Source organism: Mesorhizobium sp. CNPSo 4684 (assembly GCF_057784315.1).
In genome coordinates, this window is sequence record NZ_JBWLUX010000049.1 from 1 (window position 1) to 17706 (window position 17706).

The 17706-nt window shown below is 58.6% G+C and carries 13 protein-coding genes, 1 tRNA gene and 1 rRNA gene; 4 read left to right on the plus strand and 11 right to left on the minus strand.

Annotated features, from left to right (window positions below):
* Nucleotide 1 precedes the first annotated feature (1 nt).
* Together rrf and AC04SG_RS30490 are read left to right on the plus strand one after the other, a co-directional pair.
* Nucleotides 2–116 (plus strand): 5S ribosomal RNA (rrf, locus tag AC04SG_RS30485).
* A 212-nt stretch (nt 117–328) separates the two neighbouring features.
* Nucleotides 329–405: transfer RNA gene (locus AC04SG_RS30490), tRNA-Met, on the plus strand.
* Nucleotides 406–435: 30 nt separating this feature from the next.
* Here the strand turns inward: AC04SG_RS30490 and AC04SG_RS30495 are convergent.
* The 4 genes from AC04SG_RS30495 to AC04SG_RS30510 all read right to left on the minus strand — a co-directional run bounded on the left by AC04SG_RS30495 (nt 436) and on the right by AC04SG_RS30510 (nt 8420).
* Nucleotides 436–4629 (minus strand): NACHT domain-containing protein, encoded by a 4194-nt coding sequence (locus AC04SG_RS30495; protein ID WP_488554058.1) that lies wholly within the window; start codon nt 4627–4629, stop codon nt 436–438.
* Between the two features lie 539 nt (nt 4630–5168).
* Nucleotides 5169–5759, minus strand: coding sequence for a hypothetical protein (locus AC04SG_RS30500; RefSeq protein WP_488554059.1), 591 nt, complete (start codon nt 5757–5759; stop codon nt 5169–5171).
* A 219-nt stretch (nt 5760–5978) separates the two neighbouring features.
* Nucleotides 5979–6695 (minus strand): hypothetical protein, encoded by a 717-nt coding sequence (locus AC04SG_RS30505; RefSeq protein WP_488554060.1) that lies wholly within the window; start codon nt 6693–6695, stop codon nt 5979–5981.
* Between the two features lie 378 nt (nt 6696–7073).
* Nucleotides 7074–8420 (minus strand): hypothetical protein, encoded by a 1347-nt coding sequence (locus tag AC04SG_RS30510; protein WP_488554061.1) that lies wholly within the window; start codon nt 8418–8420, stop codon nt 7074–7076.
* A 344-nt stretch (nt 8421–8764) separates the two neighbouring features.
* Here AC04SG_RS30510 and AC04SG_RS30515 point away from each other — a divergent pair, with 344 nt between their 5' ends.
* Nucleotides 8765–10999, plus strand: coding sequence for a hypothetical protein (locus AC04SG_RS30515; protein WP_488554062.1), 2235 nt, complete (start codon nt 8765–8767; stop codon nt 10997–10999).
* Nucleotides 11000–11133: 134 nt separating this feature from the next.
* Here the strand turns inward: AC04SG_RS30515 and rnz are convergent, their stop codons facing one another.
* From rnz to tnpA, 3 genes are read right to left on the minus strand one after another with little or no spacing between them, the layout of a single operon-like run.
* Entirely contained in the window at nt 11134–12039 is a 906-nt protein-coding gene (rnz, locus tag AC04SG_RS30520) for a ribonuclease Z (protein ID WP_488554077.1), read from the minus strand.
* A complete protein-coding gene (tnpB, locus tag AC04SG_RS30525; RefSeq protein ID WP_488554063.1) occupies nt 12039–12455 on the minus strand; it encodes an IS66 family insertion sequence element accessory protein TnpB in 417 nt (138 codons plus the stop codon). The genes rnz and tnpB overlap by 1 nt, the downstream gene beginning before the upstream one ends.
* On the minus strand, nt 12452–13348 hold the full coding sequence (gene tnpA / locus AC04SG_RS30530; protein WP_488554064.1) for an IS66-like element accessory protein TnpA: 897 nt from the start codon (nt 13346–13348) through the stop codon (nt 12452–12454). Before tnpA ends, tnpB begins: the two co-directional genes overlap by 4 nt.
* A gap of 363 nt (nt 13349–13711) precedes the next feature.
* On the opposite strand from tnpA, the gene AC04SG_RS30535 reads away from it, so the two are divergent.
* Nucleotides 13712–14023, plus strand: coding sequence for a hypothetical protein (locus AC04SG_RS30535; RefSeq protein WP_488554065.1), 312 nt, complete (start codon nt 13712–13714; stop codon nt 14021–14023).
* 33 nt (nt 14024–14056) lie between these two features.
* Here the strand turns inward: AC04SG_RS30535 and AC04SG_RS30540 are convergent, their stop codons facing one another.
* From AC04SG_RS30540 to AC04SG_RS30555, 4 genes are all read right to left on the minus strand, one after another.
* The gene (locus AC04SG_RS30540) at nt 14057–15616 is read right to left on the minus strand and encodes a winged helix-turn-helix domain-containing tetratricopeptide repeat protein (protein WP_488554066.1); all 1560 of its coding nucleotides are present in this window, start codon (nt 15614–15616) and stop codon (nt 14057–14059) included.
* Between the two features lie 63 nt (nt 15617–15679).
* Complete coding sequence (locus AC04SG_RS30545) at nt 15680–15895, minus strand: hypothetical protein (RefSeq protein ID WP_488554067.1); 216 nt, start codon at nt 15893–15895, stop codon at nt 15680–15682.
* Complete coding sequence (locus AC04SG_RS30550; protein ID WP_488554068.1) at nt 15879–16658, minus strand: gamma-glutamylcyclotransferase; 780 nt, start codon at nt 16656–16658, stop codon at nt 15879–15881. The genes AC04SG_RS30545 and AC04SG_RS30550 overlap by 17 nt, the downstream gene beginning before the upstream one ends.
* A 220-nt stretch (nt 16659–16878) precedes the next feature.
* Nucleotides 16879–17379, minus strand: coding sequence for a cupin domain-containing protein (locus AC04SG_RS30555; protein WP_488554069.1), 501 nt, complete (start codon nt 17377–17379; stop codon nt 16879–16881).
* Nucleotides 17380–17706 lie beyond the last annotated feature (327 nt).

The window sequence follows — 17706 nt, forward strand, 5'->3', positions numbered from 1 at the left end:
ACCTGGTGGTTATGGCGGAGCGGCTGCACCCGATCCCATTCCGAACTCGGCCGTGAAACGCTCCAGCGCTGATGGTACTTCGTCTCAAGACGCGGGAGAGTAGGTCGCTGCCAGGTCTGCCAAACGCACGTTGAACTCTCGATCCAAATCGGATGGAGTGGAATCTTCTCATTACGATTATGTTGATGCATGTCGTTATCCCAAAACCGCTCAACACTTTTGGGCGACATGCATCGAGGCCCGCCAACGGGACTACGGGCCGCGCAAGCGGCCCTTTCATTTGGCGGCTCTTCTAATCCAGTAAGCTTCGGCTTACCTCTAAGGTTGACGCGGGGTGGAGCAGCCCGGTAGCTCGTCAGGCTCATAACCTGAAGGTCACAGGTTCAAATCCTGTCCCCGCAACCAATTCTATCATAAATCAATAACCGTCCCGGTCTAACCGGGACGGTTTTTGCGTTTTGCGATCTTCTGATCGCGCCGGGCCTGAGCGGCGACCATCGCTGCTGGACGAGAAACGTCCAGCACGATGATCGCCATCTTGTCCTGCAACCGCAGCGGAATATCGTTTCGAAGCATCGTCTCTAGCGCCTCAGCGTCCGATGGAAGTGCTTGCCCATCGCTGCGACCGGGAAGAGGGAACTCAGTGCCGAACCAAAAGACAAGATACATTCCGAATCCATCGGCGCCCGAGTCAGCGGCGTAGCCGGCCAATTGGCCCAGCGGCGCCGACCATAGCTCCCTATTGTAGTGACGTTTCGCCTCGATCGGCAGGTTCTTGCCGGCATGGCTTAGGAGCAGCACGTCCGCCCTGGTATTCTCGCCACGCCGCGCTTCAGGAAGGCTGGATACGATTCGATATCTTTCGAGGCGAACCCGCAGCAGTTCAAGAAGCCGATCGCGGTCCTCGTTCTCGATCTGTGGCGTTGTTGCAGCGCCGTCCTTGTCAGTGTTCCAAAACCGCTTCCACGGTGTTTCGCTGCCGGTGCGCAACGTCGCCCTGTATCGATCGACCTCTTCGAGAACCACTGCCGCGAGATCGGCCGGGCTTGCCGGAGCGCCGCCCGCAAGCGCCACGATGAGGTTGCTTACTGGCGGCGCGACATAAAGGTCATCCCGCAGCATTCTGGCATGTTCGGCGGCCGCGTGAGCGAGCTGCGGCCTCCAACTCGGGTGGATGTCTGAAGTGAGCGACTTGAGCATATCGCCGGCATCGGAGTTTTTGGATGCGCTCAGACGGCGGATCGCAGCCCTGATGATGCCGCTCACCGTGTCCGAGTGACGCCAATCATCCTCGTCGGCTTCATGCGCTTTTCCAAGAACCACGATCCGGAAGCGATCCAGTATGTCGGGTTGCGGAGACAGTTCATAGAATGCCTTTGCCACATCCCCGTTCGGCCGCAACAACACCCCTTCAGCTTCCTCTCCGCGGAGTTGAGCGGAGACAACGGTCGGATTGAGAGCCAGCGCGATAAAAGTCCAGACTTCCCGCTGTTCCTGGCCCAGTTCGGATCGTTGAAAGGCTGATGCGGCGTAGTTTGCCAAGTCTTCGGCAGAGAGAACAGATGCGCCAGCAACCAGCGCCTGCCGCAACGCGGGCATTGGGAGGTTAGGCCTGTTCTGCAGCATCTCCGAAAGAATGGCCGCAACCAGGCAATGCTTTTTGGCGTTCATTAGGTGATGGAGACCGTCCAGATCGTCATCTCCGGCGTCCAGGGCGGCGTTCCAATACCGCAACATTTGGCTGACACCGCGCTCCCGATCCTGCGCGAGACGTTGAACCGCCCACGTGGCAAGCGATGGCCCATCGTCGCCGCTGAAATAGTTCTGGCGCAGTCCCACGAGCGCGCAGACCAAAGGGGTCGCCTCAAGCTCGGCCTGTCGCCCATGCAACAGGCTTTGATGCAGACCAGCCGCGACGACCCACTCCTGGGGATAGGCTCCGTTCGTTGCCTCGGCTCGGCCGAGGCTCTCGGCATCGACCTTGACGTCGGTGTGGATTGCGAACTGGACGAAACCCTCTGCAATGGCGGCTGCAATCTCATCATTGGTGTATGCGGTGACTTTTGCTAGAGGGTTGCCCTTCTTCGATATCCGCGCATTGCGGTAGTGATCGGCAGCCCACTTCAAAGCACCGAACTCGCTCTCGACACCGCTGGCAATCGCTGCGAGCTTGGGGGTCAAGGCAGCGATGTTGTTCTTTCGGGAGGCGTCATTCTTGGCTGCTAGTTCGGCCTGGCGTCGCGCCTCCTCCTTTTTCCACTTGGCGTTCGTGTCGGACAGAAGCGCTTCTATGAACTCAACGTAGCCACCTTCCTCTTTGAGAATGGCCACGACCTTCTCGCGCCATATCGGCCACAGCGCCTCTCCGCGCGCAGCATATGCCGCGATCTCATACAGTCGCCTGCGCCCCAACCCCTTCGCAGCGGTCCGCGCCGATGCAAAGAGCCCCTCGATCAGTGACTCCGAAGCAGGCCGGCGCATAGTCGAGGTGTATTGATTCACAACAACCCAAGGTACGTCCGTGGGTTCACTGGTTCGCGCTAAAACGAGAAAGAAGTCGAGTTCCCGCCGGTGAGGGTCACGGTCCACCCACTTTTGGATCGCCTCGGCCACGCAGCTGTCCAGCATGTCCCAGACGTACTCCCGGGCATTGTTTATCCAGGTCCAAAGGCGATCGGCTGGGACATCTGGAGACCGTTCTATCGCGGAGGCCAGTGCCTGATCGATGAAAGAGCGGATCTGCGATTTTTGCCTGAGCGCGCTCGCCTTCCCCTGCGAAATCGGTACATCGAAAAGATCTTCGGGAGCAGAGCGACGCAGTGCAAAAGCAAGCGTGGTTAACGCTCCCCAATCCTCGATTTCATCATCCTCCGATGGTACGGAAAGTTCGTCGAAGTCGGCCAGAAGCTTGCGGATCTCGGATGAATTTATTGTCCCCATCGGCATTCCTGCAAGAAGCCTCGCCCTTAACACCACTTGGCTGGCGGCGGCCGGCTGACGCTCCAGCGCAACTATCAGGGCCCGACGTGCGACGGTTCGGTCCTCGCTTGCTCGGACAATTACTTCCGAAGCACGTTCGCGCATCCATAGTGGCCGACTGGGATCGAGCACGATCGCTTGCAGTTTGCTTTGAATCCCTTTTACCGGCGGCCCGTCTGCGAGCGCCTGGAGCACCGTGACTTGAAGATGACTGCGGACATCTGCGTCCAAGATAGTCGCGAAATCCTCCGCCAGATCCTCGCCGGCAAGGCCGCCGAGCACAGTCGCTTCCCCCTGCGAGGTAAGGAAATAGGGATCGTCACGATCGAGATTTAGAAGGATCGCTTTTCGTCCCGAGGTGTCGAAAGCGGCGGCGTCGCCATAGGCCAGCACGGTGGCGGCATCGCGATTGATGAGACGAAGTGCGCCTTGCCCGTCCCCCTGCAAGTGAAGATGGGCTGCGAACCAGGCATATAATCCCCGAAGTTCGCTCGGTGCCCTACGATCAGGCCCAGTGATAAGCGCTATTGCGCGTCCCAATGGAAACGCCGGATTTTTTCCCGCGCCCGTTACGGTCTTGGCTAGGAAGCGTGCGGCGAGAAATTCCTCCACGGTACGATGGAAGGCCTCGAAGATATGACCTTCGCCCCGGAACAACGCAGTGTCCAGCGTTGCATCTATCAGGGGAGGCTCCAGATAGAGGGAGTTCGTGCTCAAGTACTCATTGGCGCGGCCCGAATGGGGCGGCGGCGCATTAGAGCGCCAGAACGCCTTAGCGCCCGAAGCAAGGGCGTAAAAGCACAGCTTTGAAGCGGTGTCCAAGATTGCTGCGACGCCCGACCTGGAATCTGTTGCCCGTTCTGGATCGTGTTCGTGGGCGAGCGCCCAGATAGCCTTTTCGAACAGCTCAAAACGACTGCTTGGCCATATACCCTCGGCAGCGACCACCGAATGAAGCAAGCGGAGACTCAAGGGGCTCTCGAGAAAGGCTTCGGCGCCCCGATTGCGTGCCTCAATGACGAACGTTTTCGGATCACTGGCCCCGAGCGCCGTCAGCATGGCCCGGGCTTCGCCTTCGTCCAAGGGTAGAAGGCGCGCTACGGTGATCGCGCCATTGTTGGCCGCCCGTCGCATGGCTCCAAGATCGGCGGCCTCGCGCCAGTCCTCTGCCCGGCAGGTGAGGCGCCAACGACGGTTCTTGTTTGCCGACAGGCTATTGGCGAGTTGCAGGAGCTTGTCCTTGCCGTTCTCGCCCGTGCGATATTCGTCCAATGCATCAATATAAGTCGTCCCGCCAACGGGCAGCGGAGCGCCGTTCATCGCATCTCGACAGGTAAAGACCTCGCCACCCTCGGCCGTGGCCTCGTAACGCAGCGCTGTCGACTTGCCGAGACCAGGCTCACCGAGCAGAACGACGAATGGTTGGTCGCGCAGCGAGCTCAGGGGGCACTCGATGGTTTCTGACTGGCTACTTACAAGGACCCGACGGTCCAGCGATGCGATTCTCATCGGCAAAAAATACTGGCGCTCGCATTCGCGACCAAGAACAAAATGCAGGTTCTTCTCCAGCACGAGCAGAGCAAGCACTGTTAACTGCTCGATGAGCTTCTTGCTTTCGAACTCTGTCGATTTGAGCCGCCGCTCATTCATTGTGAGCGATCTTGCAGTGCCCAAAGCCGAAATTTTCCGCTGTCGGTGCCATCAGCGCGAAACCATCCGACCGCCCGGTAGATAGATCGAGATTTTCCTTAGCGGCGGTTAGTAGGCCGCTATCGTGGCAGGCACCTTTTATCGTGCATCACAAACGTCTATATGGTCACGGCGAATTCAGGGTTCGGCGCTCGTCACCTTGGGTTTCACCATCGGAGATGTTGGTGCGTGGTTGTTTGCTACCTGGCTCTGCATTGACTGGTTTCTCAACCTCAATCGGGACATGGAGGCAATTATGAAGGCTACGTTCAAGACTGGTATGGAAGCTCTCGCGGTTCTGTGGGGCCTGGGTAGTGAGCAACCACGCCATCAACAAGATGATGGAAGGATTCCCAAGGTGTAGCCGGAAGGGCCGCAGGACGGTTCGATTCCGTCCCCCCACATCAATTCGGGGACCTCGGCATTGACGGGTCCCTTTGCATTTGTCCACATCAGGCCGGAACGCGCGCCCTCCAAATCTGGCGCGCGCCGGATCCCAATTACTCTGCTAAAACCGCGGCGAGAGCCTTATCAGCGGGCAGAGGGTTGTTGGCCAACTCGTCCAGCATGATCAGGATTATCCGGATGGTCAGCATAAACCAACGCCGGCTTGTCATGCCGTCTGTGAATGATTCCCCAAGCTCCGGAATAGACACTGGCGCCTTTTGTTGATGCTCTCGAATGGCTGTGCTCATGCGCAGCGACATGATCTCGTTCTCGATCTCCGCATGGGCGAACGTGAGTGGGATTTTCGAGTGCGCAAACACGTTCCTGATGGCTCTTGCCGAATGCAATTCCTCGGCGATGGGTGAAGTAATGATCCCGAAGGCCTGCGCGACGAGGATTTTGCCGTTGAAGTCGGCCAGCGGACCTCGATTCTGAAATAACTGGTTTTGAAACTCCGCATCGCGGAAATGCAGCTTGCTCTGCAAGAGGCGTTCCAGCGCCGCTTCTGCAAGGGCCGTACCCGTGATGGCCACGGCTAGATCCGACTCTTTGCGCAGATCGTCGAGTATGGCCTCGATTTCGGGTGGGGTGGGGATCTTCGCGCTAAGTTTGCGAAGCGCCTTACGATTGGACGCCGATTTCATCTATCCCTCTGAGTTCCATCGGCAGTTGACCGGCATAGGTTGCCGTGCGGATTAGCCGCTCGAGCTGCGACTGGATCATGTGGACCATTGCAGAGGTGTTACCCTGGTGCGCGCGGTCTGCTCCAGCAGGTCATCAATCTCGGCTTTCGTAAATCTCTCCATCTTTCCAAAGGTACGCGCTGACGCCTCACCGGCTGGCGGGATTCAGTCAGCGAAGATTCAAAATGGAATTTCATCGTTCAGCTCGCGGCTTCCACGTCCGAAGTCCCGGATTTGTTTCTTCGGTTTCTCTATGTGCTTGACATCATCCGGCGACGGCAGCCGCTCTGGGTCGCCTTCTTTACTCTTGGCGCCGCCAAGAAGCTCGTTAATGCGCCTCAACAGCTCGTTCGCCGGCTTCAATGCATCTGCGCCCTTGTTGATCAGGTTGGCGATCGAGATCCCCATCAGCATTCCGTTGTCAAAGCGCGTGCGCGCGCGGTCAACGTCTGCGTCGAAGGCATTAAGCTTGGAAAAAAGAGAATTCTTTTTTCGCTCGTCGAGATCGGCGGCTTCGATCAGCTGTCGTATTTCGTTGACCAGGTTATGGATGCGGGCCTTGGTGGCGGCGTCCAGTTCGACCGAATAGATAACTCCAATACGCGCCTTCTGAATTTGGAACTGGAGGACGATGTTTTTAGTGGCCAGATCAAAGCTGTGGTGGGCGTCGTAAGCATTGTCGTGGTCAGGCAGTTCCCAATTTGACAAGGCGTCGATGTGGAGGGCTCTGGCTGCGCCGGTAATCTTGTTCATATGGCCGATCAGGGCCAGCCGTGTGTCGCCTTCCTCGTTGCCGCGAATGTCCTCGGCAAGTTGCTCGTCAAACAAGCCGACCAGCACCACAAACGCCTGTTGCGGGTCTTCTGGCAAATTATCGAAATTTATGGGTTCAGCCATCGTCCGTTCCCCTCCTGGCGTATCAAGAGATAGAGAACGAATGGGGAATCTGCAATGGCGCCTGATGTCAGGAGTGTGAGAGTTTGCTTTTATCCGTTCCCGGCACCCCCTGTAGGCGCAACGACAGGTTCTGTGCTCGGTCCGGCCAAACTCGGGAATTGAGGCGGCCTACGGAGGCCGGCTGGCACGCCTCAAGAAAGAACTGTTTGCGACACAATAAATGGCTTCTCGCGTCGCAGCACTGAGCGTCTTTTCGACCTCGGCCAGTTTGTATCGCAGGATTAGTTCAATCGTCGATTTGCAGTACGATCTGGGCATAATTGCTGGTCATAGCGAATGTCGTATGGTCCGCGCTTGTCGCAGGCGGTTGCTCGTACCCTATACCCAAGCATATCTCAGGTCATGCGCCCAAAGGATGTCTACTAAGCCACGACGAAGAGCATGAGCGGCCGCCAAAGACAGCGCTCCAAAATGCGGCATTCTGGCATTCAAGACGACCCATTCGACGTCTTCGCCAGCACATACGCCGATGCGCGAAACATCATTGTTTTCATCCTGTCCAATCAATTCAGTGACCACCGCGATGTACCTACGTGGAACGGTGGCCCCCGACTGGAATTCCTTCGCTGCACGCACTAACTTGCTGGCCTCAATGCCGAAACAAACATTTGCGGCGGCTCGTAGAGAATAGAGCCCTGAGTAGCCCGGATTGCGACGCTTCCAAGCCTCCCAGGTGCCGCGCGAGATATTGACCGGGATGACCGGCTTCAGAGGCGTGCCGTGTGAGAGCGCCTCGTCGACATGATCGTTCCACGTGTCCAGACTTTCCAACAGTGGTTCGTCCTTCAGCGCCGCTCTCACGCGGCGATACTCGATTGATGAAAGCCGCGGCACCGTAAGAGCCACATCTTTCACTCGTTCGAAAGGAAGGTGGTTGCGCCTGGGTCGTCGATCTCCGAAGAACGGGCTCTCAGTTCTCATGACTGTTGTAGGCTTTACGAAGACACGCCCTTCCCACTCGAACACGATATCGGTCTCGGTCTCCTTCGCTGCCGTTCGCCCGTGATCACCTCTTACGAACTCGGTCATATGTCGCTCAGCGAGCTTGTCCCAAGCGGATTTCAGAGCTTCGAATTCTAAGAATGGGCGCTGCTCATGGATCGGCACGTAGTCCATCGGCCACAGAGCGACGGTATCGAACCCGTCTCCGTGAAGATAGCACCCGGCGACCACAACACCGTCGATCTCGTCGGTATCGTTCCGCGCCCGCGTCACGACGTGCTCCAGAAGCTCTTCGTGAGTAAGCGCGGTGAAGCCATTGTTGACAATGAAAAGGACCGAGATTGCGTCTTGGCCGATCTCTTTTCGGCTCTGCTTCAGCTGGGCTCGTGCCGACCTCACAATCCCCCTTATGGGACCCTGCATTATCGTCGCGTACGCGTATCGAGCATTCTGCTCGACTGCTGTCGGATCGATCACCACCACCGGGCGATCGGGTTGAAGCGCTCCGAACAGCTTGCCGATCTTCGCCTGGGCCTCGGGCTTCCCAAGCCGTTCCTCATCTAACAGCTTGAGTTCGATTATCGATCCACCCAGAACATAGTCGGAATTTCTGGTGTGTTTCCGGTCCGAGTCTTCATGTGCTCGTCCACCGCCAGCTTGAGCTATGACGAAATCTATATCGCGATCCTCAGACAATGGCCGAATTCTTGACAGCTCCAGCATGTGCCTTTCTCGACATACGATCTCTAACCGATGGGCCATGTATCTGACATCGATTCGGCTGGTTTACCAAAATTCTGTCCCTGCGGATCACTTTACTGCATCAAGGACTGCACCTCGCCCCACGCCTAAAGCCTCGCGTCTTGCCTTGGTCAGTGTTCATGCTATGTTCACTCATGCTTTTCAAGGAGGATAGGGTGGCTTGACCTGCAAAGGACGCCCATTCCGAGCCGATTTTTGCGACAATGTCGAGCATGCCGTCATAGGTCAGCCTGCAGCATGAAAGAGTCACAGGGCTACACAGGTCGGCCAAAAACAACGCGTTTGACTACGAGCGAGGGTGCATCTTGGGACAAGACGAGAAGGAAGCTTGCGCCAGGGTGCCGAGTGGGGAGGCGCAACTCCTCATCGACCGGGTTAAGGTCGCAGAAGCCGCCCGCGAAGAGATGGAAGCTCTTGCAGCAAGTGTCCGCGATCTCGTGCTGCGCCAGCCGCCTATTCAACTCCTTGGCTATCTACTCGCCCAATTCCACATGGTCATGATGCTGACCCCCGCAGGCTCGGAAGACGAGCCTCGCCCGAACAAGGACGCCATAAAGACTTTCCAATTCGCTCTCGAATATGTCCACGCTGTTTGGAGCAGCAGCGGCATGCTGCCGACGGAACAAGCTCCGTTCGATGAGGCTACGGCTGGCGAGCTCATGAATGCGCTCGACCAACTTGAGGACAAGACCATGTGGTACTGCATGGCCAGTTCGGAGTCTCAAACCGAATTCCATGCAAAGTCGACGTGGGCGATCATCAGAGGGCACCGCTATCAGGTCTTGGAGGAAGAGTTCTTTCGGTTCGTGCTCGAACCACACGATACCGCTTTGCGCGATGCCTACGGAATCGGCTCCATTGACATCGCAAAGGGAATTCAAAGCATCGCCGACACGTTCAGAAGCGGCTTCAGCCACGCGGTCAGCAAGATCAGGGAGCGGATGGACGACACCTATCGAGAGGTAGAGGCGTCTGGGGAAAGCCTTGGGGCGGTGCTGGAACGGCGGAATGCGGAAGACAGCTCCTTAGGAGCTGAGATGTCTGGACTGTTTCGCGACATGTTCTTTGGTGGAATTTGTAACCTGAGCCGCCATTCCAACCTGCCGGTACCGTTGCTTGAAGACCTCTCTTACGAGCCCGGCCAGAACAGCGACTTTTTTGCAGATGGCCCGTTTGTTGGCACGCCGATGCGAACGCTACCAGCACGGATCAAGCCTGGGATCAAGCTTGGGAATGAATTCTACGCAACAGACGGCCAGTTTGTGCGTGATTCAGCCTACCGGGCGATACAATGGGGCCTGTGGAAGCGGCTACCCTATCGTGACGAGTGGTTAAAGCGTCAGGGTCGCACAATTGAGCAGGCCTATCCTATCATTTTCGCAGATCAGTTAAGGGGGGCTCGGACTGTTGAGAGCGTTTTCTACAAGGACGTGCAGACCGGCCAGTGGGTTGAGACCGATCTGTTGATCATATTGGCCGACGTGCTGTTCGTAATTGAAGCGAAAGCTGGCGTCATGCCGATGCAGTCTCCGGCGACCAATTTTGCGAGTCACGAGCGCGTTGTTCAGGAATTGATCGTCAAAGCTTACCAGCAGTGCAAGCGATTTATGAACTATCTAGCAAGCGCCGCCACTGTCGCGTTGTACAAACTTGTTGATGGGAGTTACGTCGAAACTTCCCGGCTTTCGAAAAGCCAATTCCGATTGATCCTTCCAATTGGTCTTACAGTGGAAGCCTTCACGCCGTTCTCGGCTATGGCAAAGGAGTTTGCCGGGGTGGAGCCTATTCTAGGCAAATACCCGTTTATCTCGATGTCTGTCGACGACCTCTTTGTACTCCGCCGTTTTTTGCCAACCACAGGGGAGTTGATTCACTATCTTGAAGTACGGCAACACGTCGCCGGCCTCAAGGGTGCGTTGCTATTCGACGAGACCGATCACTTGGGAGCATACATTGCCAAGAATCGCTTCGACATGGATATACGTGAACAACTAAAGGAGGCCGACCAAGTCACCTGGGATGGTTTTAGCGACAAGGTGGACCATCACTTCGAAGGAGAGGCATGGCGAACAGAGTCGCCACCATCGCAGCCGCATCCCGCGGCGCTCACTAGCCTAATTGAGGCCTTGGACAGACTCCGTCCCACTAACTGGTTGCGGCTGGACAGCATGCTGCGCAGCTTTGGACACAACGGGCGTGAGAACATTAGCCGTTATCTTGATCAACTCGCACCTACCCTTGCTGAACATCCGCGACGTCGATTTCAAATAGGCGAGGATCCGCCTCTGCAAATTTGGCTATGCTGCACGAACGCAATGCCAAGCGGGCAAGACGTACGGCATCAAGCGCAAGTGGGATGCCTGGCCGTCAGCGCTGCAGAGGTGCAGGTAATCATATTGGGGTACAGTAGGCCCGGCGAGGTCAGCAGCCTTCGTTGCGAGACAATCCAAGCTCCCTCGATTCTACAAAGCGATTATCCAGCACTTCTTGCTGAGGCAGAGCGACAGCGCAGCAAGATGATCAAGTTAGATCAGGGCTAGGCGAGGCCGGATCGCAAAATCAAGTTATGGTGCTGCCGCATTCCGACTTGGACCGCGAGCAATGACGCAAAGCTCGCAGGGGACGAAAGCCACGACCGGCCGCTGCGGGTTTTGAGATCGAGGCAGCGCGCAGATCAGATGGTGACCACGTCGAAATCCGCGGCGATACGGCTGCGCGGAAACACCTCGACTGCTTCCGCCAGAATTTCTTCGTCTGAATAGCGGCCAGAAATATGCGTCAGCACGAGCTGCTTCACACCGTTGCGCGCCGCCAGCGACGCCGCTTCCGCAGCTGTGAGATGTCCGTATTCACGCGCCATGGCTGAGTCTCGTTCGAGAAATGTGGCTTCGATGACCAGGAGGTCGGCGCCACGAACCTGATCAGCCAGTCCGTCGACGGTTTCGGTGTCGCCGACGATCACAACCTTCTTGCCTGGTTCAGGCGATCCTAGTACGTCCTCAGGCGCAATCGTTCTGCCGTCCTTGAGGGAGATAGGATGTCCTTCCGCCAGACCCTTCCTTATCGGACCGTCCGGCACCCCCAACGCTGCCAACTGCTCCGCGCGGAGGTGGCGACGCGCCGGGGTTTCTAACACGAAGGCGTAGCTGTCGGTGTCCCGGTGACGGACTCGAAAACAGTCAATCGCGAAGCCATCGGTACCGAAGACCCGGCCTGGCACCAACGGGGTGAGCTCGAGTGGGATCGGAGCCCGACCTTCGCCCCATAGACCGGACAGCATGCGGGCGACGATGTCGAGGGTGTCTGCGCTTCCATGAATGGTCACGAGCTCCTCGCTCTTCCGCAACCGGAGCGTCGAGAACAGGCCGGGTATCCCAAGCACATGATCCAAGTGCCCGTGTGTCAGCAGCAAGCGATCGAGCCGCCTAAAGCCGGCGCCGCTGCGCAGGAGCTGGCGCTGGGTGCCTTCCCCGCAGTCTACCAGGAGGCGCTGGCCGCCGGCCTCGACCAGCAGGCCAGGATGATTGCGCTCGGCCGAAGGGACGCTCGCCGAGGTGCCGAGGAAAGTGAGCTTGAAGATCATGGGGCGAGGATACCTCGCAAGGAGCGACGCCTCAAAGCGGGCAAATGGTTCAGCTGCTCCCTTTGCACGGTCGAGGAAATACTCGGCACGCAGCCAGAAGAACCCGTTGGAAACACGGACCGCGCGACTGCGCCGTCTTTGAGAAAACGGAATCCGGTTACTCCGGACGCATTCGAACGTTGCTCGCGCTGTCCCTGGTTCATACGCTTGGTGAACAGACACAGTCCCGTTCCGTCCCAAAAAAGGATCTTCAGGAGCGCGGCCTTCTTGCCGCGGAAGGCAAACAGATGACCCGAGAACGGGTCCTGCTTCAGCGTCTGCTGCACCAGCATGGCGAGCCCGTCGAGGCCTTTGCGCATGTCGGTGTAGCCCAGCGCCAGATGCACCTTCACGCCCGCCGGAACGATCATCATCTTCCTGTTCCTTGGCTTTCGAGATGCTCACGAACGGCGTGGGGATCGCTGCCGGCCGGCGCAAAGACGCGCCGGCCATCAGGCAGATCGATCCCCGTCATTCCGTTCGGTGGCTGCACCAAGTCACGCAGCAACAATGCCGCCGGCGTGCCCTCAGTCAGCGTGACAGGCGCGAGCTTGGCGCGCTTCTTCTGCGCCACGCCGAACTGCACGCGCCAACGGAACAGCATTCCCGTGACGATCCCGTGCTTGCGCGCGACCTGCGAGACGCTAACGCCAGGCTGATCGCTCTCCAGTGCAATGGCGTGCTTTTCCGCGTCGCTGAAGAAGCGCCGGGCAGGCTGCCGTGACGTGCCAGGATCATCCTTCGACGAGGGCGTCAAGCTCGATTCTGGCGGCGTTCCGTTAGCACTGGTGCTAACGACCGGGCGGGCGGAGGGATGAAGATGCGCCCGCCAGTCGATTTCGACCTCGCCGTCGTCCAGTCGGTCACGCCACGTGCGCAGGCTCGTCGGCGAAACATGCAATGCGGCGGCGTATTCGCGGATACCCATGCCGCTCCAGTTCATCGCCTCGACATGCATTGCCCAGTACGCCTGGACAGCGCGGTTGCGCACATCCGTGCTCACCGCGAAGCGCCGCCGAGCGCGCTTTTTCTGCCGCTTTGCGTGCGCTTCCAAGCGCTTCTGACGGCGCAATTCCGCCTGATATTCCGCGTGTTTGCGCGCCGCCTCGTTGCCAGCGAAGTACTTCAGCCAGCGATCGAGCGTGTCCTTCGTCAGGCGGTGCACGCGGCAATATTCCGTCCGCGTCAGACCGCTTCGCTGCCACGCTTCGACGTGAACCACCCAAAAGGATTGCCGCGCCTTGTTCTCGAAATGTCTCAAATTCACCGGAGATCCTCCATGCTACGAAGGAGCCCGACATGGCGCTCGAATGCACTACTCAATCTGGGTGCAGAGACCGGACGCTTACGAAACGACCGAGGGATGGCAAGATAAAAGGCAGCACATTGTGCTTTGGGCGGTTGGTTGTTTTTGCTGGTATTTTCGCCATTTCTCACACATTGCGGGCCTTTCCTGCAATGTGCGATTTTATAATAAGCTATTGATATGATGTGGGAAACTTCAAGGTGCGAAGCGCATCCGCTGGCTAAACCTGCCGGCGACTTACGCAGAACGAAGACGCCCAAGAAGGCGATCTTCGAATGTAGGCAGGGCGAGGTCTTGCCACGCGTGATCTGCCGGATTGCATGCATGCGCCGGAAGAAGATAGCCAAGCTGAAGGACATGGACGTCGGCGCGATCGAGATCGACCTTTCAGGCTACCGTGATCGGCCGCTGGATGAACTCTTCGACGCTATCCTGTTCGAAGGGCCGCGGACCTGGCTACACAATCCGAAGACGGCCATGGCGCGCGGGAATGGAGCGCGAGCCGCAGAACGGATCGGCAGCGAAGCTCGGGGTCTGCTTGCGTATAAGACGGAGGCCATCGATCTGTCTGAAACTGGCGTATGGGAAGATGGTGCCGTCAATCATCAGCTCCCTGTCGCGGCTAGCGGTGAATAGGTAAGATTTCGGCTAAGCACAGGGCAGATGGGACTACGACCTGTCTTCACGCGCCTGCGTTTGCGCTTCGTCCCAGCCGGCACGTTCCAGACCGGATCGTATCCGTTCCCGGTTATCTGGGGCTTTGAAACGGAGATCGGCCAGAATCTCTTGACTGGTCAGGTCGGGTTCCAACTGGCGTCCCTCCCTAGCGCAGGCTCTAGCCTTGTCCATATCGCCGGCAAGGGCATGGCACGCCGATAGTCGCGCCCAATGCCACGCATCCTTCCTCGGCAGGCATGAAAATGTGGCGGCCGCCTCGTGGTAACGGCCAACAACAAGCAAGGCTTCGCCCCTGTCGAAATAATACCACGCCGGGTGCATCGGATTGAGATGGATGGCTTGATCGAGCAGCGCCAAGCCGGCCTCGCCATTACCGCGCATAGCCTGGAAGAAACCGGTCTGTGCCAAGGTGTCGGCATCATACGGGTTGAGATCCAAAGCGCGCGCGAAGTGTTGCGCCGCGGCGTCGTAGTCGCCTCGATCTCTGTACATTAGAATAAGCGCCAGGATCCGGTGGCAGCGTCCCTCGTCGGGACTGAGCGCCGTGGCGACCAGAGCCCGATCCCGCGCCTGGTCGAGCACGGCTCGGGTCGCAGTGCTATATCCGCCGATGATCGTGTCCGCCAAAGCGAGGTAGGCGTGGGCAAGCCCAGAATTTGGATCGCGTTCGATCGCCTTCATAAGGTGGGTGCGGGCCTCGTGGTTGACCCCCTCGCCATAGCTGCGCAGCAACGCCATGCCGCGCAAGATATGGACATAGGCCTCGACATTGGCGGCAGGCGCGGGGGACGTGCGCCGAATGGCTGCACTCTCGATGTTGGCGACCAGCGCCGCCGCGATGCGTTGCGCCACCATCCTTTGGAAAACGAAGATTTCGCTCGTCTTGAACGAAAATGTCTGCGCCCAAACACGCCGGCCGGATGCCGTCTCCGACAGGACGACGCGCGCGCTATAACCATCCTCCGCGCTTTCGACGCTGCCTTCCGCCACATAGTCGGCGCCGAGGCGTTCGGCGGTGGCCCAGATATCTCCAGCGGAATATTCGGCCAGCGCAAAAGCCGAATGGCGCGCCAGCACCGCAACGGTCTTGAAGTAGGAGAGCGCATTAGTGATCTCCTCGACCGCGCCATCGAAGAGCGGTTTTGCCGCCACCCCGGCAAGGTCGACTCGAAACGGCAGGATAGCGACCATCGGCTCGGGCGGTCGTTCGACCGGAACCGCCGCTGTCGATGGCGGCAGCGAGATGGTCGGGCTGTCGTCGGCAGCCTGGAATAGGTACCCGCGCCGGGGCACCGTGCGGATGAGCGACTGCGTCTCGTCGCCAATGCATTTGCGCAGGTCGCGAATGCATTGGGTGAGCGAATCCTCGGTCACGATGGTGCTGGGCCAGACCGCCTCGAGCAGCTCATCTTTGCTCAGCACACGGCCGGGATTGCGCACTAGGAAGGCAAGCAGGTCGAAAGTCTTCGGCCTGATGGGCACAATCTCACCGTCTCGTCGCAACGTGCCGAGGTCGAGATCAAGAACCGAGCTGCCGATTTGGAACGCCAAACTCTTGCACCATCGCTGCATATTGTTCCACAGCGATCATCCCATCGGCAGAATCCGGCAACGTCAAGCCCGAAAGATGCGGACAAGACGCAGCCAGAGGCCGAGCCGATTGGCGGCTTGGGCCATGGCCGTCTCGCAGGGTGTCAACCGGTGAAGATAGGCCAGCATATGCGCGGCCTCGCCGCTGCAGAAACCAAGACTTGCCGTCGACAGTATCCGGTGCACTTCTTCCTGCGCCAGAACCGACGGCAGAAATGGTCCTTCAACCTTCACAGGCACGATCGATCTCCAGAGTTGGCGGCGGCAATGGCGCTTGGGGCTCCAGCGATGCGAGATAGGCAGCGACATTCGCCTGCAGCCGCCACAGCGTTGCATCGCGAATGCCGCGCACTTCGAGCTGGATGACGGTGCGACGCAGATAATCGGCACAGCTTCCGATGTGGCCAGCGGCAAGCGACAGTATCTCCACCATGGCCTGCTCCGGCAGCTCAGCCGCATACGCGGGACCACTGCGGTCCGCAACGAAGGCGATGGCCCGCAAATCTCTACCCGCGCTTCGAACAGGCACCCAGCGTGGAACGTTGGTCGGCGGGTCGGCGGACATCTCCCTGCGAAGCAGTAGGTCTATCGCCGCCTCGATGTCATCGACGGGGAGTCGGTAGACGACGCCGCGGCAACTGCCGCCGCGGTCGAGCGCAAGCATCAGGCCGGGCCGTTCGCGCGTGCCGCGCCACCGGGTCAGCCACAGCGAAAACCGTCGATGCCAGCCATGCAAGGTCGCCGGCCTTTCCTCGACGAAGTCGAAGCATGGGTTCCACAACAGTGAACCATAGGCGAACACCCATACGTCGCTGGGGAACCCGGCAAGCAGCCGCTTGCGGATATCGAGGTAGTCGCGATCTTTCAAGCATCGCAGTCCGGGCGCCGGGCCGGCGTCCTCAATCTTGCGATTGATCTTGGCGAGGAGGTCTTGGGTCAGGGCGATGCTGGCAAGTACGGCACTTCGGAAAGGGTCGGGCCAGGCATCCGGCCAGCCGGGCATTGGTCTGTCCAAAGGTAACCTCAACGGCCGACATGCGGCGCGTTCCTGACATTCAGCTAGACGCCGACAGAGGACTGGCAGCTTCAGGATATTCAAAAGCGGACGTTCAGGCCAGCTCGGCGTCGTCGTGACCTCACCCAGAGCGGACAGTTCAAGCTGTTGATCGCTGTCCGCACTGGGACGGTAGGACTTTCGCCCGAGTAAGCGGACAATTCTGCCGCTAAAACTTGCAGGCTGTGTTCGGACGATCTAGCTCCGCTCGGAATGACTTTGCCACTGGAGCGAAGATGACTGTCACGGCCTTAGCAGGCGCTCCGGACTCGTTTCGCCCGATGTGCCCACGGCCGGTATCAACATACCCATGGCCTTTCGAGACCACCTTTGGCGTGCACGTCGGATCGTTGCCCTCGTAGAACGTCACTTCGCCTTCAGTGACTGTGATGAAGACTGGGCCCGGATGCGAATGCCATCCCGTCGAGCTTCCAGGCGCGTAGTCATGGGTCCGCACGACGATGTCGAGCGGGCTTTTCGCCTGCGCAGCAAACCCGAGGTCTGACTGCAGGTCAAATGCATCATACGTAGCCCGTCCAATAACGGTTGGGGTGACTCCGACCGCCGGCTCTGCCTGAGCTGGCATCAACGCGGGCATTATTAGCTCGAAAGCCCATAGTGAGAACACAAGCACGCCGATACGGCGTGTGTTGAGGAATCGCGGCTTCATGGGTAGTCCTCCTATTGGATCCAACGTGTCCCGGATCAGGGTGAACGGCGATTAGGACGATGCGCGAGAGCCACGCGCGCCCGCGGATACTGCGTTGGTGATCATCTCGCCATTGGTCACTTGCTGTGCTGCGGTGACAACTCCAAGGCAAACCCGATCCTGATAGATCCAGACCGCATCACATCCTCCCATGCCCTTGCGGCGGTTTGCCGTCGCGTCTCTCGCGGTGGCTCAGTCGTCAAATTCGGGTGCCACAAAACAATGGCCCGTGCGGGAAGTCCTGAAGGCCATCCGAAAGTTCTCCGAATTTCTCCTGAAGGGAGCGGA